General features: G+C 50.8%; 23 protein-coding genes. 17 read left to right on the top strand and 6 right to left on the bottom strand.

What is annotated here, in order from left to right; genetic code table 11:
* Positions 1-9: 9 nt before the first annotated feature.
* Positions 10-1,380 (bottom strand): hypothetical protein, encoded by a 1,371-nt coding sequence (locus tag ONB24_05130; protein ID MDZ7315489.1) that lies wholly within the window; start codon positions 1,378-1,380, stop codon positions 10-12.
* Between the two features lie 579 nt (positions 1,381-1,959).
* Here ONB24_05130 and ONB24_05125 point away from each other — a divergent pair.
* From ONB24_05125 to ONB24_05105, 5 genes are all read left to right on the top strand, one after another.
* Positions 1,960-2,223, top strand: a complete 264-nt coding sequence (locus tag ONB24_05125; GenBank protein MDZ7315488.1) for a hypothetical protein — start codon at positions 1,960-1,962, stop codon at positions 2,221-2,223.
* A gap of 61 nt (positions 2,224-2,284) precedes the next feature.
* Positions 2,285-4,180, top strand: coding sequence for an ATP-dependent endonuclease (locus tag ONB24_05120; GenBank protein MDZ7315487.1), 1,896 nt, complete (start codon positions 2,285-2,287; stop codon positions 4,178-4,180).
* A 187-nt stretch (positions 4,181-4,367) separates the two neighbouring features.
* Positions 4,368-5,255, top strand: a complete 888-nt coding sequence (locus ONB24_05115; GenBank protein ID MDZ7315486.1) for a NotI family restriction endonuclease — start codon at positions 4,368-4,370, stop codon at positions 5,253-5,255.
* A gap of 2 nt (positions 5,256-5,257) precedes the next feature.
* On the top strand, positions 5,258-6,214 hold the full coding sequence (locus tag ONB24_05110) for a DNA adenine methylase (GenBank protein MDZ7315485.1): 957 nt from the start codon (positions 5,258-5,260) through the stop codon (positions 6,212-6,214).
* A gap of 242 nt (positions 6,215-6,456) precedes the next feature.
* Positions 6,457-7,299, top strand: a complete 843-nt coding sequence (locus ONB24_05105; protein ID MDZ7315484.1) for a sugar phosphate isomerase/epimerase — start codon at positions 6,457-6,459, stop codon at positions 7,297-7,299.
* Positions 7,300-7,485: 186 nt separating this feature from the next.
* On the opposite strand, the gene ONB24_05100 is transcribed toward ONB24_05105, so the two are convergent.
* Positions 7,486-7,641, bottom strand: a complete 156-nt coding sequence (locus ONB24_05100) for a hypothetical protein (protein ID MDZ7315483.1) — start codon at positions 7,639-7,641, stop codon at positions 7,486-7,488.
* A gap of 356 nt (positions 7,642-7,997) precedes the next feature.
* Here ONB24_05100 and ONB24_05095 point away from each other — a divergent pair, with 356 nt between their 5' ends.
* The 12 genes from ONB24_05095 to ONB24_05040 all read left to right on the top strand — a co-directional run bounded on the left by ONB24_05095 (position 7,998) and on the right by ONB24_05040 (position 19,081).
* Entirely contained in the window at positions 7,998-8,903 is a 906-nt protein-coding gene (locus ONB24_05095) for a metal ABC transporter substrate-binding protein (GenBank protein MDZ7315482.1), read from the top strand.
* Positions 8,900-9,700, top strand: coding sequence for a metal ABC transporter ATP-binding protein (locus ONB24_05090; protein ID MDZ7315481.1), 801 nt, complete (start codon positions 8,900-8,902; stop codon positions 9,698-9,700). Before ONB24_05095 ends, ONB24_05090 begins: the two co-directional genes overlap by 4 nt.
* Entirely contained in the window at positions 9,693-10,550 is an 858-nt protein-coding gene (locus ONB24_05085) for a metal ABC transporter permease (GenBank protein MDZ7315480.1), read from the top strand. Before ONB24_05090 ends, ONB24_05085 begins: the two co-directional genes overlap by 8 nt.
* A 213-nt stretch (positions 10,551-10,763) precedes the next feature.
* The gene (locus ONB24_05080) at positions 10,764-11,378 is read left to right on the top strand and encodes a CDP-alcohol phosphatidyltransferase family protein (protein ID MDZ7315479.1); all 615 of its coding nucleotides are present in this window, start codon (positions 10,764-10,766) and stop codon (positions 11,376-11,378) included.
* A gap of 20 nt (positions 11,379-11,398) precedes the next feature.
* Positions 11,399-12,931: a YifB family Mg chelatase-like AAA ATPase gene (locus tag ONB24_05075; GenBank protein MDZ7315478.1), complete on the top strand. Its 1,533-nt coding sequence runs from the start codon at positions 11,399-11,401 to the stop codon at positions 12,929-12,931.
* A 408-nt stretch (positions 12,932-13,339) separates the two neighbouring features.
* Positions 13,340-14,620 carry a nodulation protein NfeD gene (locus ONB24_05070; protein MDZ7315477.1) on the top strand — a complete coding sequence of 427 codons (1,281 nt, stop codon included), beginning with the start codon at positions 13,340-13,342 and terminating at the stop codon, positions 14,618-14,620.
* A gap of 25 nt (positions 14,621-14,645) precedes the next feature.
* Complete coding sequence (locus ONB24_05065; GenBank protein ID MDZ7315476.1) at positions 14,646-15,398, top strand: slipin family protein; 753 nt, start codon at positions 14,646-14,648, stop codon at positions 15,396-15,398.
* 45 nt (positions 15,399-15,443) lie between these two features.
* Positions 15,444-16,310, top strand: coding sequence for a DUF72 domain-containing protein (locus ONB24_05060; GenBank protein ID MDZ7315475.1), 867 nt, complete (start codon positions 15,444-15,446; stop codon positions 16,308-16,310).
* 220 nt (positions 16,311-16,530) lie between these two features.
* The gene (locus ONB24_05055) at positions 16,531-16,743 is read left to right on the top strand and encodes a zinc ribbon domain-containing protein (protein ID MDZ7315474.1); all 213 of its coding nucleotides are present in this window, start codon (positions 16,531-16,533) and stop codon (positions 16,741-16,743) included.
* Between the two features lie 107 nt (positions 16,744-16,850).
* Positions 16,851-17,054 carry a hypothetical protein gene (locus ONB24_05050; protein MDZ7315473.1) on the top strand — a complete coding sequence of 68 codons (204 nt, stop codon included), beginning with the start codon at positions 16,851-16,853 and terminating at the stop codon, positions 17,052-17,054.
* Between the two features lie 11 nt (positions 17,055-17,065).
* Positions 17,066-18,187, top strand: coding sequence for a cytochrome c family protein (locus ONB24_05045; GenBank protein ID MDZ7315472.1), 1,122 nt, complete (start codon positions 17,066-17,068; stop codon positions 18,185-18,187).
* Between the two features lie 6 nt (positions 18,188-18,193).
* Complete coding sequence (locus ONB24_05040; GenBank protein MDZ7315471.1) at positions 18,194-19,081, top strand: 4Fe-4S binding protein; 888 nt, start codon at positions 18,194-18,196, stop codon at positions 19,079-19,081.
* 54 nt (positions 19,082-19,135) lie between these two features.
* On the opposite strand, the gene ONB24_05035 is transcribed toward ONB24_05040, so the two are convergent.
* The 4 genes from ONB24_05035 to ONB24_05020 form a co-directional block, all read right to left on the bottom strand.
* On the bottom strand, positions 19,136-20,398 hold the full coding sequence (locus ONB24_05035) for a M48 family metallopeptidase (GenBank protein ID MDZ7315470.1): 1,263 nt from the start codon (positions 20,396-20,398) through the stop codon (positions 19,136-19,138).
* Positions 20,395-21,648, bottom strand: coding sequence for a tetratricopeptide repeat protein (locus tag ONB24_05030; GenBank protein ID MDZ7315469.1), 1,254 nt, complete (start codon positions 21,646-21,648; stop codon positions 20,395-20,397). Before ONB24_05030 ends, ONB24_05035 begins: the two co-directional genes overlap by 4 nt.
* A 109-nt stretch (positions 21,649-21,757) precedes the next feature.
* Positions 21,758-22,798, bottom strand: coding sequence for a glycoside hydrolase (locus tag ONB24_05025; protein ID MDZ7315468.1), 1,041 nt, complete (start codon positions 22,796-22,798; stop codon positions 21,758-21,760).
* Positions 22,799-22,807: 9 nt separating this feature from the next.
* Positions 22,808-23,767, bottom strand: a 960-nt coding sequence (locus ONB24_05020; GenBank protein ID MDZ7315467.1) for a TolC family protein, incomplete at its 5' end; no start/stop codon positions are given.

Below are 23,767 nucleotides of genomic sequence, written 5' to 3'. Positions count from 1 at the left end.
TTGCCGATGCTATTGCAGAGTGTACATCAGCTCGCCGCGGATAAAGGAAGCGCCGGATTGCGGCGGCGCATAAAAGTCGCCTGCAATGAAATAGTCGAACAACACATGCCCCGTAAGCTGTTTCGACAGCTTGAAACGGATCCATAATTGTATCTCGTCGCCGCGGGTTTTGCCCGTACCGCTCGAAGTTGCATAAAAAGCGTTCAGATGATGCAGCCAGAACGTTATGTCAATTTTGGGATTGATAACCATATCGAAGCGCACATTTGGAGCCAGTGTGTTGGTCCAGTAACCCACCTTGCGCCCGCCCCCAATGTTTTCGATGGTGTGCGAGTAAATATACAGCTCACTCCATTTCGGCCAGCGGCTGAAAAGCGGATTCCAACCTTCGACATTGTCGGTCTTGGGGTCGTCGCCCGACAATAGATAAAGGCCGCCCGTGACCACCCCTTTTTTCTGAGGCAGCACGGTGTAGGAGAGATTGGCATAGCCGCCGTACGCAGAAACGTCGGCTTTCTCCTGCTTGCCCTGCTGTACGGCCCACTCTGTCGTCAGCTTGAACGAATTGCTCAACGGCTGCACCAGCCGAAAGCCGACCGTATTCAGATAGAGTTTGCTTTTTTGCGTCTCGGTCATTTTGGGAAAGGGAGGCAGAACATAGTTCGGTTCTTCAGTTTTGTAAAAATAGTAGGCTTCCATTTGTGATGCGGCATTCAGCTTTTTCGTAAAATAGAGGCCCAATGCCTCCTCCAGGCCGTCGTTGAGAAACTGGTCGCCGGAATAACTTTTCGGCAGGCCGAGGTATTTGCCGCCTTCTTTGGTAAATTTGTACTTGGGCAGCCTTTTGTCTAAGCGCGGGTTGCTGATGGCCAAAAAGTCGATCGTCATATCCCCTTGTTGATAAGAGGCTTTGACGGCATCGTGATAGATGGTGCGCGATCCGTCCCAAGGGGCGCCGTCCATGAGAATAAAGCCTTCCCCGTACATCAAGTTTTGGCGCCCCAGGATTAAGGTAAAAGGATTTGGTCCGCCTGTCGCATATCTCAAATACAAATGTTCAAAGATGACCTCATCAAGCGTATTTTTCTTGCCGGCATCCTTGTCCGACTGACGAACGATCGTATAATAACGAAACTCGTTGTTCAACTGAGTACGGATAAGCAGGTTTTTGCTGAATTCCACCTGCGCCCAGGCGGAAGTTCGAATTCTGAAATAGCCCTGCTCATCGTCCTTGTCGGCATTGAAATCCAGATTGTTGTTCATATACTCGTGACGCAGCCTTTCCTGAAAACCCCATTTAAATGATGGGGCGGCTGAAAGTTGCGACAATGTGGCCAAAAGAATGGCCACTGCCAAAAAGCGGGGCAACAACGGCTTCATACACTCCTCCTCAATTTAGAATTGTTGTAAAAATAGTACTATTTCCCCGAAGGCTAAGAGCTTTCCTCTTAAAACCCTTGGAGTTAAAGCTCAAAAAGAATAAATGATCGGCTTGGGAAAAAGAATGAAGGAATAGTCCGCAGATAGGGCGTTAGCGGACGATAAAAATAAAGCAAGAAAAACAGAATGATCCACCGCTTTTATGTAAGCGCTTTGTAACACGAAAGGCTCTCAATACTTGATGAATGACAATCAACAATACTGATTTTCATTCAAAAAAGCAAGAAAAATGTCACTTGAATTTACATAAAATGACAAATAATCGCTTTCTTGCGACAAGATTCATAAAACTAAAAGGTGCAAAAATTCCTTTGCTCCTTTCAAACGCGCTTTTCGGATTTCGTTGTTCAACAAAAGGATTCAAAACGCTGCCAAAGTTTCGTATTGTATTCCTGAAATATTTTCATTAAACTTTTCACGATTCGAGGGACTACAATGCTTTCCATAAAGTATTCTGCTGCATTTCAAAACATTGTTGGGCGGCGCAATTGGACACACAACTCAAGAGAAGAAATCGACATGGAAAGATACGCAAACCTTGGTGGTGACTCTGGCGTTGTCGGGTACGAGATCGGTAATGACTTCATCAGAGTCCAATTCTCCGACGGTTCTGTTTACCTTTACACCTATGCAAGTGCTGGCGCAAACAATATAGAGCAGATGAAAAAACTTGCGCGAAATGGTCAAGGCTTAAACGCTTTCATAAACAGACACGTTCGTAAAGCATATGCACGTAAGGAGCGTTATGTAGGAGTGGAAAGGCTAATTGACCACCCTGCTTGACATAGATATATACAAATGGTCTGGCTGCCATTTGTCGTGATTTGTTTAGGGAGGCAAGCGAGTGATCCTTGAATCTATCCGCATAAGAAACTTTCGCTCCATACTCGATGAAACGTTGGACTTCGAGAGTCTTACTGCACTTGTTGGCTCTAATGGCTCTGGGAAATCCTCATTTCTCAGAGGGCTACACCTTTTTTATGAGCCATCTCCAAGAATCGAGATAGAGGATTTCTACAATAGAGACACGACAACAGAAATCATAATAACCATCACATTCAGAGATTTGTCCCCGGAAGCCAAAGCGCAATTCTCAAGTTATATGCAAGGCGACAAACTGACAGTTGAGCGAGTGTTTGTCTGGGATGATGGGAAGGTCACCTGGAAGTACCATGGATCCACATTGCAAAATCCAGCATTTCAAGAAATTCGTGACGCACTGGCTATTAAGGACAGAGGTAAGACTGCTAAGAAGGCTTATGAGAGGGTTCGAGCACAGAAAGATTTTAGTTCTCTTCCGCAGTGGTCAACCCTTGGAGCAGTGTCAGACAGTCTAAAGCAATGGGAAGCAGAACATCCTGACTACTGTACAAGGCAAAGAGATGACGGCCAGTTCTTTGGTTTCAAAGAGGTTGCTCAGGGATATCTGGGTAGGTTTACTCGCTTCCTATTCATACCAGCAGTTCGTGATGCGTCCGATGATAGTGCCGAGGGGCGAGGTTCTGTTCTCACAGAGCTAATGGATTTAGTTGTTCGCAATGCTTTGTCTGCTAATACCGATTTAGAGAATTTCAAGAAGGAGATTCAAGAACGCTACAGCGAGATCATAGACCCAGCAAGCCGAACCGAGTTAATCACTCTGGCAGACAGAATGACAAGAACTCTGAAGACGTTCGTACCAGATTCTGATGTCAGAGTAGATTTGCAGTGGCTTCCATCGCCTCAAATCAACATTCCTTTACCACAGGCAGACGTGAAAATCATTGAAGATGGTTATTCTTCCGCTGTTTCTCGAACGGGACATGGCTTGCAAAGAGCGTTTATCCTGACCATACTGCAACACCTTGCTCTAGCCCAGAGTAGATTGACTGTTGAGACAACTTCAGAGGGGCAGAATCAAACCAAACAGGAAGGAAGCTTACCTAATCTTGTGCTTGCGATTGAGGAACCAGAGCTGTATCAGCACCCCAACCGCCAGCGACACCTTGCAAAGATCTTGTCTCAGCTTGCTTCGGGCAAAATACCCGGTGTTGCAGAGAGAACCCAAGTTGTCTACTCCACGCATTCCCCTCTATTCGTAGGCATTGATCGTATTGATCAAATACGGTTACTTCGTAAGACCTCTCATGTGCCAGATAAGCCCAAAGTCACAAGGGTCATCAGCACAAATCTGGACAAAGTGGCAGAAACCATATGGGAAGCAGATGGTAAACCCTCTCAACGATATACAGGTGAGACCTTGTTGCCTCGCCTTCAAACCATTATGACACCCTGGATGAATGAGGGCTTTTTTGCTGAAGTCGTTGTACTTGTGGAAGGTGAAGATGATCGAGCAGCCATTCTTGGAGTTGCCGCTGCTATGGGATATGATTTGGAGAATAACGGCATCTCGGTGATTCCTTGCCTCGGCAAGAGTAGCTTGGACCGCCCCGCGACGTTATTTCGCCACTTGGGTATCCCTGTCTATGTGATATGGGACAGTGACAAAGGCAAGAAGGAATCCAAACCAGAGGACAATCATCGCTTACTCAGGCTTATGGGGCAACCTGTGGAAGATTGGCCCTGCCAAGTTAGTGAGCAATTCGCCTGTTTTGAGTGCGATTTGGAACGTACTCTGCAGAATGAAATCGGAAATGCTGAATTTGAGCAATGGCTTCAAGAATGTCAAGAGAGCTTCTGTATTCTTGAAAAAAACATGCCATCAAGAATCCCGTTGTTGTTACTGAGGTTATCCGAATAGCCCAGCAACATGGTCGTAGAAGTGTCACGCTCGAGAACATAGTAAACAAGATTCTTACCATGAAAAGAGGGTAGGGTGTGAAGGCAATTATCTTTGGGAAGCGCCGCCCAACCAGCGCATCAAGCCGACCCGCTTCGCGGGCGGCTTATGCGCGAGCCGTTAGGACGTCAGATGAGAAAGGATTGACATGAGTCATAGCGGACAGCCATTGGCAGAGGTCTTCGGTCACTTGGTCACCGATCAAACCGATACGGCGAAACGGTATCGTTCTCTTCGTCTCTGTCCCTTCAACAACAAGGTGCCGAATTGCACAAAGGACAAGGCAAAGAATCCCCTTGGCGTGTGCAGCATCTATCATGAGAACGCGCCTGTTATCACTTGCCCCATCCGATTTCGCCAGGACTGGATTATTGCTGACCATGCTGCGGCTTTCTTTTTTGGCGAGGGAACACGGTGGACTTCTCTAACTGAAGTGCGTTTAAATGATGCTCATGGCAAGTCTGCTGGAAACATCGATGTGGTTCTCGTCGCCTATGACGATATGGGGAGGGTTATTGATTTCGGTGCTCTTGAGATTCAGGCTGTTTATATCTCTGGTAATGTTCGTGAACCATTTGAGTATTACATGGGCGATCCACAAAACAGGGCTTCCATGGATTGGTCCGGCGAGCCGAACTACCCTCGTCCTGATTATCTCTCATCTTCTCGAAAAAGGCTCGTTCCACAACTCGTTTATAAGGGCGGAATCTTGCATAGCTGGAAAAAGAAAATCGCTGTGGCACTGAATAAGAGCTTCTTTGCTACTCTACCCACTCTCAAACAAGTCTCAAAGGATGAGGCGGATATTGCCTGGCTCATCTATGATCTGAAACTACATGTGGAAGAGGGTCATGGATCCGGGCGATACTATCTGACGAAGGTGGATGAAGTTTTTACTGAATTTGAACCCGCCCTGCTTTCTATTACGACACCATTGCCTGGAAGAATGGAGGATTTCATCAAACTGCTTCAGGAAAAGCTCGACGAGCAACTGGAAACTCCTCCGACGAACCAAACCATCGAGAGGCCGTTTTGACTATGGCGATACAGGGACAGCTCTCGTTATTTTCTGAGGAAATGGCTTTGCCACGTCCGGTGAATGTCGCGTCAGTTCCGCAGAGAAGTCCTTTCCGCTACCCTGGTGGAAAGACATGGTTTGTACCGACATTCCGACGTTGGGTAGCTAGTCTGAAGAGCAAGCCGCTAGTTCTCATTGAACCGTTCGCCGGCGGAGGGATCATCAGCCTTACCGCCCTCTTTGAAAACTTGGTCGAAAAGGCGGTCATGGTCGAATTGGATGATGAAGTGGCAGCCGTGTGGGAAACCATCGTAAGCGGTGATGCGGTGTGGCTTGCCAATCGAATCTTGACCTTCACGATGACGAGAGAAGCCGTCGAAGAGGAGCTTCAGAAAACTCCAACGACCACGCGGGAGAAAGCGTTTCAGACAATCCTAAAAAACCGAACGCTCCATGGGGGAATACTCGCTGAAGGCTCTCGTTTCATAAGGTACGGAGAAAACGGAAAAGGAATCGGTTCTCGATGGTATCCGAAGACGCTTGCTCGGAGACTCATCAGCCTGAATAATGTTGTGCATCGGATTGATTTCCGGTGCGATGATGGCTTGAAAGTGATGATGGAGTTTGCCCACCGCGAGGATGCCATCTATTTTATTGATCCTCCCTATACTGTCGGTGGCAAGAAGGCAGGCAAGCGGCTTTATAGACATCATCAGATCGATCACGAACATCTATTTACAATTTGCGAGTCACTAGTGGGCGATTTTCTGATGACATACGATGAGGCAGAAGAAGTTAAGGAAATGGCTCGAAGGCATAGGTTCCAGATGCGTTTTATTCCGATGAAAAATACTCACCATGCTACAATGAGAGAATTGGTCATCGGAAGAGATTTATCATGGTTGTATGAGTTACCCGTTATCCATGAATCAAGGGCCGAGTATAGTGTCAAGAAATCCAAGAAAGAAACGTCTTAACCACTCGCTGCAGTCGACTGCTACCTCGGCTCGCTTCGTTCGCCTCGGTCGCAGCGGCTGAGCTCGATGCCGTTCAACAATCGGATCCTAAACTAAATAGTTTATGGGAAAAAATTTCTCAGCAGCAGCAATTTTCATCGCAGCATGCAAGTTCGCTCTTTCCCATCGTGATCAATTACGCCGGCGAGGCCTACTTATTGATTGCGGAAGAAAGGGATATTATAAAAGATTGGAGTTTTTGAGTGAGCGCAAAACCTGCCGCACCCATAAAAGATTTATCCCGCTTGTGCCCGCACACGATTACGACCAAGCCCTGGCCGATTGAAGTCGCTGTGCAAAAGTATGCGGCCGCCGGAATTCGAGCGATGACCGTCTGGCGGGAAGCGCTTGCGGATCGCAACGTGCTGCAAGTGGCCGAAATGCTTCGAGCTTACGGAATATCCGTAGTGTCGCTATGCTACGGTGGTTTCTTTGCCTCTGCTTCGGCCGAGGAACGGCAGCGGGCCATTCGTGATACGCTGAATGCCGTGGATCAGGCGGCGGCTCTCGGCGCCTCACTGCTGGTCTTGGTTTGCGGCGCCGATCCGCGGCAAAGCTTGGACAAATCGCGCCTGCAATTTAAAACCGGAATTGAAACGGTCTTGGAACATGCTGAAGTAAAAAATATAAAGCTGGCTATAGAGCCTCTTCATCCCATGTACGCCGATACGCAGTCAGCCGTCAACACGCTCAAACAGGCGAACGATATGGTGGAGATAATCGGCTCTTCGAATCTGGGCGTCGTCGTCGATGCTTACCATCTGTGGTGGGATCCGGAATTGGAGGAACAAATCCATCGTGCGGCAGAGCTCGAGGCGCTGGCGGCTTTTCACATAAGCGACTGGAAGACGCCGACCTCGGACCTGCATTACGATCGGGGGCTTCCCGGTGAAGGCTGCATTCCGCTCCGCACGATTCGCAACTGGATGGAACAAGCAGGATTTTCAGGCTATCATGAAATAGAAATCCTGTCCAACCGCTGGTGGCAAACCGATATGGATGAATTCTTAAAAAAGATTATAGACGCTTATTATTCTGCCTGTTGAGCCGCTACGGAGAGCCGATTCGGGGGAGATAATCTTGGCGTCAACGGCGAAAGGTTTGTTATCCATATTCCTAAAATTTTTAAAACGAAATCCTGCGAAAAGCAAAAATTTGCATCTAAAAAATGAAATACCTGCTCATTTGAAGCCGAATGGAAACCGAGGCGGTACTAAAAAAGTGAGCTTTTGTCAGGCTTTTTCAAATATTTGTCGAAAAAGCTCGAAGCCGCAGCTGAGGCGCAGGCTGACGCCCTTCGTTTCGATGTGGAATCGATTGGTTTTGTTTGAAATAACAGCAGGGCAATAAGTACTGGAAAGCGGTTTTTGTGGGAAAACCGCCTTCATCTTTATCCTCAAATGGATCGGGACAGTACAGCCTGATGCGGAAGCAGAATGTCAAAGACGAAATTTTTGAGGATAAAAACGGCTCTGTCATGAACCGTCAAGCGGTACCTTGTTGCCGCAGCCGAAGGTTTGCCGTCGGCATCTCTGTAACAGAGGAAAGACGGGTAAAAATCGTCGGACCGGCTCTCGAAAACCGAATAAAAGAATTCAAGGGACGATTAATATCTTCACTTGAGTAAAATCGTTTATAAGCCGATTGTTTTACCTGTAGGGATTAGCCCAAATGTTGAAAAAGTGGAGCTCTATGCTTATTCTTTACATCAAATGAAAGCTTCCAAAAGAAAGTGGATATGAATATGAGGGTCATTTCGAAGCTGACAATCATTTTGGTCTCTGCAACCGCCTTGCCGTTTATGTTCTTGTGCGGGCGTCCGCAAACCAGCGGAAAAATGATGGTTGGGGTGAGCATCCAACCTCTCGCTTTTATAACGCAGGCGATCGGCGGCGATCACGTCGAGGTTTTTACCGTCGTTCCGCCCGGTGCCAATCCGCACACCTTTGAATTGAACCCGACATTGATGCAAAAGCTGAGTCGTGCCGATCTGCTGGTAGTCAACGGCATCGGCTTGGAGTATTGGCTCGAGAATGTCCGCGGCGTTTTGAATGACAAGCCGATTGTTGTAACGAGTGAAGGATTGGAAATCCGCAGAGACGAGGAGGAAGCAGGACATGCCCACGTCCATGCCGAAGGGAATCCGCACGTGTGGCTTGATCCGGTTTATGCCGGCCGGCAGGCGCAGCGCATCGCCGAGGCGCTGATTCGTCTCGACGGCCGCAATCGAGCTCATTACGAAGCTAACCTGGCTTCTTTTCAGCAGGAACTAAAGGCGCTGGATGATGAAATCCGCAGTCGAATCGAAAAATGGCCGCAGCGTCGATTCGTCTGCTTTCATCCTTCATGGGTCTATTTTGCTGCGCGTTACGGCCTGGAGCAGGCTGCGGTTATCGAAAAGCGTCCGGGACAAGAGCAGAGTCCCCAAGAAATTGCCGAGTTGATCCGCATCATCGGCGAAATTCGCGCCAAGGCCGTGTTTGCCGAGGCGCAGTTTCCTTCTGCCGTCGCTAAAGTAATTGCCGACGAAACGGGCGCCCGCGTGATCACGCTCGATCCTTTGGGATCTTTTCCGCAGATCAATTCTTATCCTTTGCTCATTCGCTTTAATGTCTCGCAAATGGAAGCAGCCATGGGGTCCGGTCGATGAACGAGGTCATCGTTGAGACTCGAAACTTATATGTGGCTTACGAAGACAAAATTGTCCTCGAAGACATCACTTTTTCTCTGCATCGCGGCGAATTTTGGGGAATTTTCGGCCCCAACGGCTCCGGCAAGACGACGCTTTTACGGGCTATTTTAGGACTCGTTCCGCCGTTTTCCGGTGAAATACGCGTATTCGGCAAGCCGCCCGATGAATTGAATGATTTGCGCGATCGTATCGGGTACGTCCCGCAGCATGCAAAATTGGATTTTTCTTTTCCCATTCGCGTCCGCGAAGCGGTCCTGCTTGGTCGCAGCCGTAGGATGGGCTTGGGCAAAAGACCACAGCCCGAGGACTGGAAAGCCGTCGACCAAGCTTTAGAGTTGGTCGAAATAGCTGATTTAGCCGACCGGCAGATCGGTCGACTTTCGGGCGGGCAGCGACAACGTGTTCTGATTGCCCGCGCCTTGGCCGTCGAACCGGAGCTGCTTCTGATGGATGAACCGACGGCCGCTTTGGACGTTAATGCCGCGGAAAGCTTTTACGAATGGCTGCACAGCACGCATCAAAAGATGAACCTGACCATCATGCTGGTTTCTCACGACATCAGCGTCGTGTCGCGTCACGTAACCGCCGTGGCTTGCCTCAACCGTCGACTGGTGGCTCACGGCCTCCCTGAGGAGGTCCTTTCGCAGGAAACCTTTGACGGCATGTACGGCTGCGATGTCCTGCTCTTTAGCCACGGCAATCTCCCGCATATGGTCGTCGAACGGGTTCCGAAAGGACGGCACAGACATGATTGATCTCCTCTATTACGAGTTCATGCAGCGGGCCTTGATCGTCGGCGCAGTAACCGGCGCGTTGTGCGCGGTGATCGGCGTTTACGTGGTGCTGCGCGGAATGGCCTTTATTGGCGCGGGCATTTCCCATGCCGCTTTTGGCGGTGTCGCCGTGGGGCTGCTGTTGGGTGTCGATCCTTTTCTCTCGGCGCTTATTTTCTGCACCGCCGTGGCTGTAGGAATCGGCTACGTCAGTGAAAAGGGGCAAATCAGAGAAGACACAGCGGTGGGCATCTTTTTCGCCTCGACCATGGCCTTTGGGGTCTTACTTGTCGGTTTGATCAAAAGTTATACGATAGACCTGTTTGGTTATATTTTCGGCAACATCTTGGCGATCACCGACTTTGATTTTTGGGCGTCGCTTGTCACAGCGGTTTTGGTTATCGGCTTTATCCTTTATTTTTACAAAGAATTTCTCTTTATCACTTTCGACCAGGAGGCGGCCCAAGTCTCCGGTCTGCCCGTTCGCACGCTCAACTACTTGATGCTGACGTTGATTGCCATCACCATTGTGCAGTCGATCAAAGCGACCGGCATTGTCCTGGTCTCCGCGCTTCTTGTGGCGCCGGCGGCTGCGGCTCATCAGCTTGTAGACGATTTCAAACGGATGATGACCCTGGCAGTCATTTTCGGAGTCTCTTCGGCTTGGATCGGCCTTTTGATTTCTTCGCAGATCAATACGGCTTCGGGGGCTACTATTGTCATGACCGCAACGATCATCTTTTTCATTTCTGCTATTTTCTCTCCGCGGCGTCGAAGCTTGCGGAAAAGTCTGCGGAGCCTAAAAGCCGACGCCCAAAAGCAGGAAGAATAGTAATTGCCATCATAGCGGCGTTTAGTATGATTAGGTTGAGGATGTAAGCGAAACATTGTTATCCTGCACGGGCACATGCAAAGAGGGTATTCCTTGAACGAATGCGGCACCGTCAGAGCCGGATTCTTTAGGTATTTTTCGATTACAGATAGGAATAATTGAGTTGCTAAAGATTAATGAAACCAATTGTTACGGAAATAGAACGGTAAGACCATGATCAAAGATGTCTTTGACGCCGAATGGCTTCGAAAAGGGATCGGCAACACGTTCAAATTCTTTTCTCCGAATACGTGGACGACCATCTCTCTCCTGCTCGCCGGTGCCGCTGCCGGCGCGGTCTATCGGCAAAGGATTTTGCTCGGCCTGGTGCTTTTTGTCCTCAGCACGCTTTGCGACTTTATCGACGGCAAAGTGGCGCGGGTGACCGGACAAAGCACAGCGCTCGGCGCCTTTTGGGATGGAACCGTCGACCGCTTTGTCGATGCCCTGATGATCTCCTGCTTTTTTTTCCTGCCTTACTCGGTGCGACCCGAGCTGCTGCACGGACTCTTGTTCGCGCTTTTGTTTACAACGCTCATGCCGCCTTTTATCGTTGCCTATGCTAACCATCGCGGGGCAGTGCCGGATCCTACCGAACATGTTATTTGGCGCTTTGCCTTTCGCGCCGAATATATTCTCCTTTTGGCTGCTGCGCTGGTCATTCATCTTTGGTCGCCGCGAATCAGCTTTTATTTTCTGCTTGCTGCGCTTGTCTTAATGTCCGCTACCGTTATTCAATCGATCATTTTGGTCTTTATCAAATCAAAGGATTATTCTCAAAAACCTTAATGATTTAAAAGAGGGGGAACATGTTTGCTCAAGTGCTCAGCGCCGCCGTCCTCGGCATCGATGCCTATATCGTCAAAGTCGAAGCGCACCTTGAAAGTCAGCAGCCGAAATTTTTTACCGTCGGCCTACCGGAGGGGGCGGTCCGCGAATCGAATCACCGCGTGCAGGCGGCGGTAAAGAATTCCGGTTTTCGATTTCCGATCAAAAAGATCACCATCAACTTGGCGCCGGCCGACATCCGCAAGGAAGGAGCCGCTTTCGATCTGCCGATCGCCGTCGGCATTTTGGCAGCAAGCGGCCAAATCGAGAAAAGCCGACTCGGCGACTATGTGTTGGTGGGCGAACTGAGCCTTGACGGCCTCCTTCGTCCGGTCAAAGGTGTTCTTCCCATTGCCGCAGAACTGGCGCGCCAAAGTATCAAAGGCATCGTCGTTCCGGAAGAAAACGCCGCCGAAGGAGCAATGGTGCGTGAAGTTGAAATCATTCCGGCACGCTCATTGCTAGATGCCGTTGCCTTTCTCAACGGTGAACCACGGGAGCCTTTTACCGTCGACGTGCAGGCCGTGTTTTCGCGCAAACGGATTTATCACTTGGATTTTCAGGATGTCAAGGGGCAGGAACAAGCCAAGCGTGCGTTGGAGGTTGCTGCAGCCGGCGGCCACAACATTATCATGATCGGACCGCCGGGTTCGGGGAAAACCATGCTCGCCAAGCGGCTGCCCACGATTTTGCCGGACATGACGCTCAACGAAGCGCTGGAAACCACTAAAATTCATTCCGTGGCCGGGCTGCTGCCGGAGATGGAAGCGCTGATTGCCACCCGGCCGTTTCGCTCTCCCCATCACACCATCAGCGATGCCGGTCTGATCGGCGGCGGCACCGTACCGCGTCCCGGAGAGGTCAGCCTCGCTCATCACGGTGTTCTGTTTCTCGACGAGTTGCCCGAATTCAAAAAAAACGTGCTCGAGGTCCTGCGCCAACCCCTCGAAGATGGCGTCGTAACCATCTCGCGCGCCATGCTGTCGCTAACCTATCCGGCCGAGTTTATGCTGGCCGCAGCCATGAATCCCTGTCCCTGCGGCTATTATAGCGATCCGACCAAAGAATGCACCTGCTCGCCGCCTCAAGTTCAGCGCTACCTGTCGCGTATCTCCGGTCCGCTCCTCGACCGCATCGACATCCACATCGAAGTGCCTGCCGTACGTTACCGCGAGTTGAGCAGCACTGCGGTAGGCGAGTCCTCCGAGGTCATTCGTGCGCGCGTGGAAAAAGCGCGACAAATCCAGCAAAAGCGTTTTGCCGACCATCCTCATCTGTACTGCAACGCCCGCATGGATTCCAAGGAGATTCGACGCTATTGTCAGTTGGACGACCAAGGACAGGAGCTGCTCAAGGCGGCCATCACCAAGTTGAGGCTTTCTGCACGCGCCTACGACCGCATCCTCAAAGTCGCACGGACTATCGCCGACCTGGACGGCTCGGACCGCATTCTGCCTTATCACGTCAGCGAAGCGGTACAATACCGAAGCTTGGATCGACTGAGTATTTATTGACGGGTGAAAAAGCAAAACCTTTTTGGGGGGAATCAAAGAAACAATGAGATTCACTCAAGACGGAAAGAACGACAGGCCATAAAAAAGCCTGTGAGCGCGAAGACGGTTCAAAAGAACCCTTCTGACACGGTGGGCACCGCCTGAATGTTTTTTACTTCCACGAGATCCCTTGCGGGATTATGAGGCTTGTAATACACACCCAGAGCTGAGTTCCCAATTTATAGGTGTTGGTTCTTTTACGTGTTGTCGCTCACAGGCAAGATCAATTTGACAAAATTCCCCTTAATTGTCAAGTAAAAGTTTCTAGAATATAAGCCGTGCGTTGCGTGTTAAGTCGAATGTGTTTAAAATGCGTTGCTTTTCAGCGTTGCTTTTCCTACTTTTTTACAAATTGACAAGGGTATGGTCATGCGGTTCTTGATTCTTTTAATATTAATGCTTTCTGTCTCCTTGGTCGCACAGCCGCGCATTCTAAAGATCGAGATAGACGGCGACATCAACCCGCTCTCGGCGCATTATCTTATCGACAATCTAAAGAAAGCAGAGGCGGGCGGTTACGAAGCGCTGCTCATCCAAATGGATACCCCCGGCGGACTGCTTCAGGCCACGCAATCGATCGTCAAAGCCATTATGGACGCCGATGTGCCGGTAATTATGTACATTGCTCCCAGCGGCGCCGGGGCGGTTTCGGCCGGAGTCTTTGTAACCATGGCCTGTCATATTGCCGCCATGGCCGAAGGGACCAACATCGGAGCGGCCCACCCGGTCGGCATCGGCGGGCAAGAGGACAGCTCAAAGGTCATGAAGGAGAAGGTGGAAAATTACACGGCCGCCTGGGCCAGAGGTATTGCCGAAAAGCGTGGCAGAAACGCCGACTGGGCCGAACAGGCCGTGCGCAGGAGCGTATCGATTACCGAGAAAGAGGCGCTGGCGAAAAACGTCATCGATCTGATCGCGCCGACTCAGGACAGTCTCTTAAAAATGATCGACGGACGCGAGGTAGAACTGCGGGAAGGCCGGAAAAAGACGCTCTCGACCGCAAATGCAGAGATCGTTTTTCATTCCATGAATTGGCGGAATCGGCTGCTTTATCGGATATCTAATCCGACCATTGCCTACATTTTGTTGATGCTCGGCATTTACGGTCTCTTTTTCGAATTGTCCAATCCGGGCGCCATCATCCCCGGCGTGGCCGGCGGCATATCGATCATCCTTGCGTTTATGGCGTTGCAGACGCTGCCGGTCAGCACCGCCGGCATCTTGCTGATTCTTTTCGCATTGGTTCTTTTCGTTCTCGAAAGCAAAGTGACCAGTTACGGCATTTTGACCATCGGAGGAATTACCGCCATGTTTCTCGGCTCCATTATGCTGATCGAGGAGACGCCGGGTTTTTCGCTGCGGGTTGATTGGAGAATCGCTCTGACCTTTGCTCTGTTTACCGCGGCATTTTTCATTTTTGCCTTGGGAATGGCTCTGAAAACTCGATTAACGCAGCCCACCACAGTCAAGGAAGGCATGGTGGGTGCAACCGGCGTTGCGCTCTCGGACCTTGAGCCGGGTAAAACCGGTCAAGTGCAGGTTTGGGGAGAGATTTGGCAGGCAAACAGCGGAGAAAAAATATTCAAGGGCGAGCCGATCCGCGTGCTTGCCGTTAAAGGGCTGCTGATGAAAGTGGAAAAAGCAGCATAATCCAATGAACAACAGGAGGCATAACATGATTTCACCGGTCACCGTCATTATCTTTTTAGCCATACTCTTGCTGATGAGCTCCGTAAAAGTATTGCGGGAGTACGAGCGGGGCGTCATCTTTCGATTGGGGCGACTGGCAGGGGCAAAAGGTCCCGGACTCATTCTCATCATCCCTTTCGTCGATCGAATGATCAAGGTCAGCCTGCGCACCATCGTTATGGATGTTCCGCCGCAGGACATCATCACCAAGGATAACGTTTCCGTTAAAGTTAATGCCGTGCTCTATTTCCGCGTCATCGAACCGGAAAAGGCGATTGTACAGGTTGAAGAATACTTGTTTGCCACTTCGCAGTTGGCGCAGACGACGCTGAGAAGCGTTCTCGGCCAAGCCGAACTGGACGATCTGTTGGCTGAACGTGACAAGATCAACCACCAGCTGCAAAAGATCATCGATGCCCAAACCGATCCGTGGGGCATTAAAGTGAGCATGGTGGAGATCAAGCACGTCGACCTGCCGGCCGAAATGCAGCGGGCGATGGCGCGCCAGGCCGAAGCCGAACGTGAGCGCCGCGCCAAGATCATCCATGCCGAGGGAGAATACCAGGCCTCGCAGACCCTGGCCAACGCCGCCGAAATTATCGCCACGCATCCCCAGGCGCTGCAGCTTCGCTATTTGCAGACTTTGAATGAAATAGCCGCAGAAAATAACTCGACGATCATTTTCCCGCTGCCCATCGAAATGCTGAGGGCTTTCTTCCAACCGCCTGAGAAAAAATAACCTTTCGGGGCAAGCGAGCCGGTTCGCTTGCCCCTTTGAACTGCTATGCATCCCGTGCTCATTGGTCCTGCAGGTTGGAGTTACGCGGATTGGAAAGGCGTCTTTTATCCGCCCAACCCTCCCCGAAATTTCTCTCAACTCGAATACCTTTCGCGCTTTTTCCCTGTTGTCGAAGTCAACATGACATTTTATCGTATTCCGCCTGTTTCTATGGTTCAAAAGTGGCTGCAAACCGTCGAACACCGCGATTTTAAATTTTGCGTCAAGGCTTGGCAGGGATTCACTCACCAGTCGGCTGAAACCTCGGCAGAGACGGTGCAGTTTATGCGCTGCCTCGAACCCATGGCCGAACGAGAGCGATTGGCGGCGGTGCTTTTGCAGTTCCCCTGGTCGTTCAAATATTCGCCGGAATCATTGGCGCGGTTGGAACAGCTGCTTGCGATATTTCGGCCTTACCCCTGCGCAGTCGAATTCCGCCATGGCAGCTGGCAGACGCCGCAGGTGTATGATCTGCTGCGGCAAAATAGAGTTGCCTTTGTCAATATCGATCAGCCGGTCATCGGCGAGTCCATTGTGCCCTCCGACGAGGTTACGGCGCCCTTTGCCTACGTGCGGCTGCACGGACGCAATCGCGCAAACTGGTTTCGACAGGACGCCGGCAGAGACGACCGCTATAATTATCTCTATTCTGAGGATGAGTTGAAAGAGTGGGAGGAGCGGATTAGGAACATGGCCGAAAAGGCGCCGACCATCGTCATCTTTAACAATCACTTTCGCGGCCAGGCGACGCTGAATGCTTTTCAACTGATGCATGACCTCTTCAAAATGCCGCCGATAGTGCCGGCAACTTTAAAAGCAAGTTTTCCTAAAGAGCTGGCATTTGCCCGCCCCGATAGCCTGCAACTATTCTGAAACTTTCCAAATGCCAGAGCATCAAACCTTAGGTAAAAAAGAGGCCGGTAATGGAATATATCGAAATTGTGCTGATCTTTGCAGGCTGGTTTTTGCTGAGCCGCTTTGTGCTGCCTAAACTGGGCGTGCCGACCTGAATGTCTCCGGCCTGCGGTCTTCCGGGTGAAGATGCCAAAGAAAAGAATTCGAATCAGGATAAACAATCAAGTGAGGAGTAATCATGCCCATTTATGAGTATCGATGCGTCTCCTGCGGCCATCGTTTTGATGTGCTGCAACGAATGAGCGACGACGGTTCCAAGCTCACCTGCCCGCGCTGCGGCGCTGAAAAGCCGCAGCGGATGATTTCGGCCTGTGCGTCATCCATCGGCTCCGCATCTTTTGATGTCCCGACCGGCGGAAGCTGCGCGGGCGGCTGCTGCTGCGGCAATTGATTCCGCACAGCTTTGCGCTTGATTTTCAAGCGACGGATTGTTAATTTGGAAAGGCAAGTATTGATGCTTGCCTTTCCTGTTTTTTCACCAAAACAGGAAAGGATCTTATGAAATATTGGAAGGTGCTTTTCATTCTCATCGGCGCGGCCGGCGGTTATGCCTATTACGCCCTGATCGGTTGCCGAACAGGAGCCTGCCCGCTGCAGAGCAATCCGCTGTTCAGCACGTTATGGGGAGGCTTGCTGGGATTTCTGCTGGCCGATGCAGCCGAGGATGTTTATAAAAAAATAAAGTCCAAACAACCTAATTGAATGAGGGTTACATGCAGTTCCGGTTATGTTTGGTATGGCTGTGCATCGGCGGCTTTCAAGGACTTTATGGCCAAACGATCGAATCCTATCGAACATGCCAGGACTGCCATGCGCAAACCGCGGCTGAATGGAAGGTTTCGCGCCATGCATCATCCGGCATCGAAAAGAACCCTCTTTATCGGCTGGTCCGAGAGCGGGTCAAGGGTAGGGAGGTCAAATCCTGTGACGTCTGTCACCAGCCCATCGGGCAGATGGGGTTGAATGACTATGACGCCCGAAAGCTGATGGTCGAAGGCATCAACTGCGATGTCTGCCATGCCGCCAAGCCGGTAAAAAGCGGCGGATGGGAGGTCATTCCCGGCAACGTCAAGCTTTCGCCCCATAAAGATGCCGTACCCGTCAGCCACAAATCCGTCTATTCCAAGTTTCTTGTCTCTTCCCAATCCTGTTTGAGCTGTCACGGCGGAAAAGAAAAGAATAAAAATACGGTCTGCAGCAGCGAAACGGAATATCGGAAAAGCGAATTCGCCGCGAAAGGGGTCACCTGTCAGGACTGCCACATGCCGGTCATGGAAGGCAAAACGACTGAATTGGGCAAGATCCGTGAGGTGCATACGCATGTGTTCTACGGCGCTTATAATGCCGAGATCCTGCGCAATTGCGCCGATCTGCAGATGACGCTCGCTCCTTCAACGGATGAGCTCGTTGTTACGGTCAGGGTGAGCAACCGCACGGCCGGCCATGCTCTTCCCGGCGGCTCGCCTTTGCGCTTGATTGCATTACGTCTTCAGGCTTTTGATGACGCCGGCGGAATAGTATGGCAGAACTATTACAATTCCCCATTTGAAGATCCCAAGGCGCTCTTTGCGCGACTGTATGCGGCGGACGACGCCGATGCCCTTACAGCGCCCTGGGAAGGCGTTCCTTTGCGCGCGGATCAGCGATTAAAGCCGAAAGAGTCCAGAACGCTGACCTATTCTTTGCCAAAAGAAAACATTCACCATATTACGGCCGCTCTTGACTATTTTCTTATGGCGCCTTTTTTAGCAGAGCGGTTCGGATTGCCCCCAAAACCCTATTCAACCCCGATTACGATTGTCACAGTCTCGGAATCGTTCAATGATAAAAGGTAAACCCCTATGAGAAGAAAAGGTTTGCTGATCGGCTTTTTCGCTGTTTCATCCCCACTCTTTGCCGGAGCAGATGCATTCAAGTTTTTTTCATTCTGGAATTCGCCAAAGGTTTTTTTCTTTCTTTTAGCGGCTTTAGCGGGCACGATTCTGATTTCGACCTTTCGCCTGTCCCGGCGGACTAGAATCCTTTTACAGATTGCGACGTTTTTTGTGTTGGGCGTTCTGTATGTGCTGCCTTTAGGAGAATGGACCGCCGGTTTCGGCCTTCACCCCAGCCCGATGTGCATCATCGAAAAACCGTTTATGTTTCTAAAGCGCAGTGCTGCTGTACCTCTTATCTTTATTTCTCTCTTTACTCTAATTGCTTTGCTTTCGGTCATCACCAACAAGGGCTTTTGCAGCTGGGCTTGTCCCTTGGGCGCTTTGCAGGAGCTGCTCTATCGTCTGCCGATCGTGAAAAAGCAAAAAAGAACCCTGCCTTTTGTAATCACCCAGACAATAAGAATTGCGCTGCTGGTTTTGTTTATCGTTTTTCTTTTTACGTTGGGGTTTTCTCTTTACGAATATATCAATGCCTTCCACCTTTTGCATTGGCAATGGAACTGGGTCCTCTTCGTTCCTCTCCTGCTTGTGTTGAGCAGCTTGTTTTTCTATCGGCCGTTTTGTTATGCGGTCTGCCCTATGGGTTTGGCGACTTGGATTTTCGAACAGTTTTCCTTCTTTCGGGTGCGGCTCGATAAGCAGGCTTGTACCGACTGCGGCCAATGCCTTAAAAAAAGCCCTTGCCCGACCGTTCCCGCCATATTAGCGCAAAAAAAGCTTCGCCCCGATTGTCATGCATGCGGAGACTGCATTAATGCCTGCGCTGAAAAGGCGCTAAAGTTCAAAATCTAAGAATTGCCGGCTTGCCGCATCCGCTTTATTCCTAATCCCGATCTCGGTCTTTTTTCAACGAGATGAACTTTCGCCGGTCAATGCAGCCTGCTTTAACGCCTGAATTCTTTGCAGCAGCGGCGGATGGGAGTAGTTCAGCCAAACGTAAAAAGGGTGGGGGGTGAGGTTTTCCAAATGGTCGGCGGCCAATTTTTTGAGTGAGGAAATCAGCAAAAGCGATCCCTGCGGCAATGTCTGGGCAACATAGCGGTCGGCCGCCAATTCCTGCCGACGCGACAAGGCATTTAGGAAAATGCCGAGAAGGGATTCGACGGGGGAATAGAGCATTCCAAAAAAGACAAGCCCGGCATAGATCGGCGTCGACTGCATGAAAAAGGCTTCGTAAAGCGGTTTGTGCCGCAAAAAGAGCGACAAGAGAAAAAAGAGCAACCCGCTGTGAACGAAATGGATCAGCAGATTGATCCAGACGTGCTTTTTCTTGTAATGACCGATCTCATGCGCTAACACTGCCGTGATTTCGTCGGGCGACTGCTTTTCGATCAGCGTATCGAAAAGGGCAATGCGCTTTTTTTTGCCGAAGCCGATAAAATAGGCATTGCCTTTGGTGGAGCGTCTGGAGCCGTCCGTAACATAAACCCCCTGCAGCGGATAGTTGACCGATTGCGCATACCTCGAAATCGAATCATAGAGTTCGCCGGACGGTAACGGCGTAAACTTGTTGAACAGCGGCAGGATGAGCGAAGGAGCCAAAAAGGTCAAAAGAATGGAAACGAACGTTACCAGCATCCAGGCATAGAGCCAGGCCGAGCCGCCTAACGAGTCAAAGAAAAAGAGTACGGCTGCCAGCAAAGGCGCGCCGATGATGAGCCCCAGGAACGCCCCTTTCAGACGATCCAATAAAAATGTTTTCACCGTCATGCGGTTAAAGCCGAAGCGTTCTTCGATGGCAAAAACTGCGTAGGCGTCGAATGGGAGATCGAGCAAAGATTTTGCAGCGGCCAAAATGCCGATATAAATGAGACCGGAAGGGATCACGCTCAAGCCGAAAGACTCGACCAACTGCTGCAGCCGATCGAATCCCTGCAGAAACCAAAAGGCGAGTAAAATGACCAGATCCGTCGCTGCAGCCGTCAATCCGAGACGGGCGGAAGCTCGTTCGTATGCCTGCGATTTTCGATATGCTTCGCCGTCGTAAACGTCGGACAGTTCTTCCGGCGGCGGCGAGGTCATGCTTTTCAGATTGAGGAGTTTGGCGATGGCCTGGACAGCGGTCTCTATCAACAGCGCCGCCAGGATGATCCAGCCGTAGAGATTCACTTTTCCTCCTGCTTTTCGAACATTTTAGCCTGAATAATCTGCAGAAAACGCTGCGCCGGCGCGAATTGAGGGTCGATATTTAAGGCTTTACGGCATTCCTCGGCCGCTTTGCAAAAATCGCCCAGATCAAAAAAGACCTGCGACCGCCCCAAAAAGGCATCGGTCTGCAGCGCCTCAATCTCTAAAGATGACTCAAAGTCTTCAAGGGCGCGATCGTACTTTTTCAGCATGCGGTAGCAGAGGCCGCGGTTGTTATAGGCGCGGAAATTTTGGGGGTTGAATTGAATGGCGCGGGTGAAATCGTTGATCGCTTGTCCGTACTGTTGCTGCGCCAAATGAATGGTGCCGCGATGGTTATAGATCACGCTGCAGATTTTTCGGTCCTGACATTTTTCGATGATCTGCGAATAGAGGCTGAAGGCGCGATGATAATCCTGCCGTGCATGAGCGTCGAGTGCCTGAAACAAAAGCCGATCGAGCGAATTGACCGGCAGAAAAACAGTGGCGCCGGGGTTGCCGTTTGCGTTGTTCTCTTCGCGGAACGGGTTCGCCTTGTGCATGGCCTCCATCGCCGAGAGTATGGCGGCCCGACGTTTTTCCTCTTTCGTCTGTCGTATGCGTTGATAGTCGCGAATCTCCTGAAAGATCGTGTCGGCCAGGGACAGACCGGCGTTGAGCATGGCCAATTTGCGTTTGATCGGCTCATTCAGCAACGAATAATCAGCTTTGTAAATCAGCTCGTGCTCTACTTCGGCCCAGGCGTCCTGCAATTTGGTGCGGATCTGAACCTCGCAGGTGTCCTGAGCATAAGGGATCGACTCGGTAATCCAACCGTCTGGAAGTTTGAGAAGTAAATGGAGTGACTCATAGCCGAATTCTCGAAACGAGTGGGCGGCGCCTTTGTGCTCTATCTCCAGAACGATAAAGTGCTGCTGCAGCAGATTCTTTACGGTTTCGATGTCGCCGAGAAAGGGGCAGATGATGCGGATGCCGATGAGGTCGCTGATGGCCAAGCCTTCACGACGCCCTTCATTATAAAGGCGTATGATTTTGCCGAAAAAGCTGTCGAAGGTTTTCACGCGCAGGCGTATCAGGACGTTCAGCCGACGGCGATGCAGCAGCCTGCGAATTTTGCGGCTGATTTTTGCGGCTGCCGCTTCGTACTGCGGTCGGCAGCGATCGTACAAAATTTTAGTTTGCCGGCGAGAAGGAAGCTCGTCGAGGTAAGGTTTTTTGTTCAGCTCACCCATTGTGCTTCCCCATTTTTTTGAGGCCTTTTCCGCAGATATTAACAGAAGCTACAGCCCTCTTATTCGCCAAGCGGGCAGCCGAACAAGAATGCGCGGACGAGGTGCGGGCTTATTTTTTCCGTTTTGTGTAGCGCAGAAATTCCTCGCGCGTACAAAGGCCGACAAAGCCGCTGTAAATTCCGCCGCAGCCTTCGGCATCGTAAACACGGACGGCAATGGTGTTCATGCTGTGCTTCTGAATGAGATCCGGCGGAATAAAATAGGCGCGTTCCTGATCCCGGTATTTGACCGAACCGTTGCTGTAGTCGCTTTGAAATATGCCGGTTTCACCGATCTGCCGCCCGTTGAAAAAAACCTGGTCCATTTCTTTGATCTTGCCAAGGACGAGTATCATTTTGTCGTTACTGCCGAAATTGTCCACATAGAAGGATTTGCGATACCATGCATAGGCTCCGGCTTGGGAAAACCCCTGTTGATCCCAAAAAGAGGGGACAATGATGGTACGCCAAACCGTATCGTCAAAGTCTTTCAGGGCAAATTGCGTATCGTCGCCCGCCTTGAATCGCCATGGACCGCTTAGGTCGATGAACAGAGGCAGAAATTCCTCATTTGTATAAATACCCACCTCGCCGTGCACGATACCCCCGCTGCCGTGCAGATCAAAGACCCGTACGGCAAGTGTGTTTTTACGATCAAACTGCACCAGAGCGGTGGGAATTTGATAAACGCGGTTGACATTAAAGGCGGTGCTGTAACGCGGCGGAAAGTCGCCCCGACCGCCGATCAGGTGGCCGTTAAAATAGACCCGATCGACATCGTCGATCTGGCCGAGCTTGAAGAAGAGCATTTTATTGCGCAGGTAACCCGGCATGACAAAGGAGATTCGGTACCAGCCGTAACCGTCGTAACCCGGAAAGCCTTGATTTTCCCATGCGTCCGGCACCTGGACGCGAGACCACTTGGCGTCATTGAAGGAGGGGAGAGCAAAGTCCAAATTATCGCCAATTTCGAATCGCCATTCCCCCTGCAGATCGATCTGTCGGGCAAGATCGCCGCTTAAAAGGCCGCCGACGAGAAAGAGCATCATCCACAACAGCATCTTTCGGCCGCTAAAATACTCTCCGGAAAAGGAGAAAATGGTCCCGGCCATACCGATTCCCTATGAGCGATATTTGTCCAAAAGTCGAATACGATGCTCGAAATCGTAATAGGTGTTGAACATCAGCGTCAGGAGCGATTTTTTGAGGCCTAAAACAGCTTCCAGATAATTGGTCTCGGTCTCTCTCTGGCGGTTCAACACCTGAAGCAAATCCTGCAGCGAAATTCGGCCCTCTGCATATTGCGCGAGGTTGTACTCGGTCATTTCTTGGGCCATAGTTAAATTCTCAGCCATGCTCGAGGCCCGCTGCTGATATTCCTGCACATTCTGAACGGCGGTGCGGATTTCCGATTCGATTTGCGACTTGGCCTCTTCGATCGATAGATCGGTCTTTTGAATGGTGATTTTTTGCGCTTCTATGCGCGCCTGCCGTTGCCCCCAATCCCACAGCGGCACATAGGCATTGATGGTCGCCGAATAACTGTTGTCGTAGGCGCTCCACAGCTCGTTGAAGCGCTCGTTCTGTTTTTCCAGGCCGTAGGTCATTTCGACATTGACGCGAAAAGCGTTCCATGCCTTGACGCTCTCTAAATCGAGTTCGTTCTGGCGTTGCGTAATTTCGAGAAGACGCAGCCGCGGCTGCAGGGAAAATCCATAGTTGAGCGCTTCCTCGAGATTAATCGAGATCGGGCCGTTCATGACGATCTCCGGCCTTACAATGAGCGAATCCTCGACGCCCAAACGGAGCCGCTGCTTAAAGCGCGTCGCCTGCTGTCGGTAACGACTCTGGATTTGCGCCTTTTTCTCACGGGCATTGGCAAGTTCGATCTGAATCTGGATGCATTCAATCGATTTTACACCGTTTGCCTGGTCGCTGCACCGCGCCAGGGAATCAAGCTTGGTCAAATTGACGATAAAGCGGTCGATGATCTGCTCTTCGTAAGCCGAGCGGAACAGGGCATAGTAATCATCGGCTATGTCCTGCATCAGGTCGACCTGGTCTTCCAAAAAGCGGAGCTC

The organism is candidate division KSB1 bacterium, from assembly GCA_034505495.1.
Taxonomy (GTDB): Bacteria; Zhuqueibacterota; Zhuqueibacteria; order Residuimicrobiales; family Krinioviventaceae; genus Fontimicrobium_A.
Note: the sequence above shows the minus strand (reverse complement) of the source record. Positions and strands in the feature narration are given on the sequence as shown.

Bases quoted from the DNA above. Each gene is read 5' to 3' on its own strand.
- ONB24_05055 (MDZ7315474.1), top strand. From the start codon at position 16,531: ATGCCCATTTATGAGTATCGATGCGTCTCCTGCGGCCATCGTTTTGAT.
- ONB24_05050 (MDZ7315473.1), top strand. From the start codon at position 16,851: ATGAAATATTGGAAGGTGCTTTTCATTCTCATCGGCGCGGCCGGCGGT.
- ONB24_05065 (MDZ7315476.1), top strand. From the start codon at position 14,646: ATGATTTCACCGGTCACCGTCATTATCTTTTTAGCCATACTCTTGCTG.
- ONB24_05080 (MDZ7315479.1), top strand. From the start codon at position 10,764: ATGATCAAAGATGTCTTTGACGCCGAATGGCTTCGAAAAGGGATCGGC.
- ONB24_05060 (MDZ7315475.1), top strand. From the start codon at position 15,444: ATGCATCCCGTGCTCATTGGTCCTGCAGGTTGGAGTTACGCGGATTGG.
- ONB24_05070 (MDZ7315477.1), top strand. From the start codon at position 13,340: ATGCGGTTCTTGATTCTTTTAATATTAATGCTTTCTGTCTCCTTGGTC.
- ONB24_05110 (MDZ7315485.1), top strand. From the start codon at position 5,258: ATGGCGATACAGGGACAGCTCTCGTTATTTTCTGAGGAAATGGCTTTG.
- ONB24_05130 (MDZ7315489.1), bottom strand. From the start codon at position 1,380: ATGAAGCCGTTGTTGCCCCGCTTTTTGGCAGTGGCCATTCTTTTGGCC.
- ONB24_05025 (MDZ7315468.1), bottom strand. From the start codon at position 22,798: ATGGCCGGGACCATTTTCTCCTTTTCCGGAGAGTATTTTAGCGGCCGA.
- ONB24_05075 (MDZ7315478.1), top strand. From the start codon at position 11,399: ATGTTTGCTCAAGTGCTCAGCGCCGCCGTCCTCGGCATCGATGCCTAT.
- ONB24_05125 (MDZ7315488.1), top strand. From the start codon at position 1,960: ATGGAAAGATACGCAAACCTTGGTGGTGACTCTGGCGTTGTCGGGTAC.
- ONB24_05095 (MDZ7315482.1), top strand. From the start codon at position 7,998: ATGAGGGTCATTTCGAAGCTGACAATCATTTTGGTCTCTGCAACCGCC.
- ONB24_05090 (MDZ7315481.1), top strand. From the start codon at position 8,900: ATGAACGAGGTCATCGTTGAGACTCGAAACTTATATGTGGCTTACGAA.
- ONB24_05030 (MDZ7315469.1), bottom strand. From the start codon at position 21,648: ATGGGTGAGCTGAACAAAAAACCTTACCTCGACGAGCTTCCTTCTCGC.
- ONB24_05040 (MDZ7315471.1), top strand. From the start codon at position 18,194: ATGAGAAGAAAAGGTTTGCTGATCGGCTTTTTCGCTGTTTCATCCCCA.
- ONB24_05085 (MDZ7315480.1), top strand. From the start codon at position 9,693: ATGATTGATCTCCTCTATTACGAGTTCATGCAGCGGGCCTTGATCGTC.
- ONB24_05115 (MDZ7315486.1), top strand. From the start codon at position 4,368: ATGAGTCATAGCGGACAGCCATTGGCAGAGGTCTTCGGTCACTTGGTC.
- ONB24_05045 (MDZ7315472.1), top strand. From the start codon at position 17,066: ATGCAGTTCCGGTTATGTTTGGTATGGCTGTGCATCGGCGGCTTTCAA.
- ONB24_05100 (MDZ7315483.1), bottom strand. From the start codon at position 7,641: ATGAAGGCGGTTTTCCCACAAAAACCGCTTTCCAGTACTTATTGCCCT.